This is a genomic window from Vibrio sp. 10N.222.46.A1 (assembly GCF_041473595.1).
In the GTDB taxonomy this organism is placed as follows: Bacteria; Pseudomonadota; Gammaproteobacteria; order Enterobacterales; family Vibrionaceae; genus Vibrio; species Vibrio tasmaniensis_A.
On the sequence record NZ_JBFRSN010000400.1, the window covers coordinates 1 to 364 of the forward strand.

Here is a 364-nt window from a genome sequence, read left to right on the forward strand (position 1 = left end):
TAAGAAAAGCGATTGACCCAGAAGCGTGTGCGCTTGCAGCATCCAACGCTACGGTAGAGCAACGCAAAGAGCTTTCGATCCTTTTCCAAAAGATGACCATTGCCGCAAACGGCTTTGATTACCAAGAGTGGACAACCAACGATCATCTGTTTCACCAAACGATTTTCTTATCGACGGGTAACCAGTTTTACATTCCGTTCGCGAACATTCTGTCGACGATTTTCAAACAGTTTATCGACCACTCTGCCGAAGGCGGTCGCTTCTGTTTAGAAGAGCACAAAGCGATATACGATGCGATTATGTCAGGCAATGCGAATCAGGCTCGAATAGCCTCTCAAGCTTTACTTGATGATGAAAACCAAAA

Annotated in this window: 1 protein-coding gene; it reads left to right on the forward strand. The window is 45.3% G+C overall.

The window, feature by feature from the left end:
* Positions 1–364: FadR/GntR family transcriptional regulator (locus tag AB4496_RS12620; protein WP_372131073.1), on the forward strand; the 364-nt coding region annotated here is incomplete at both ends.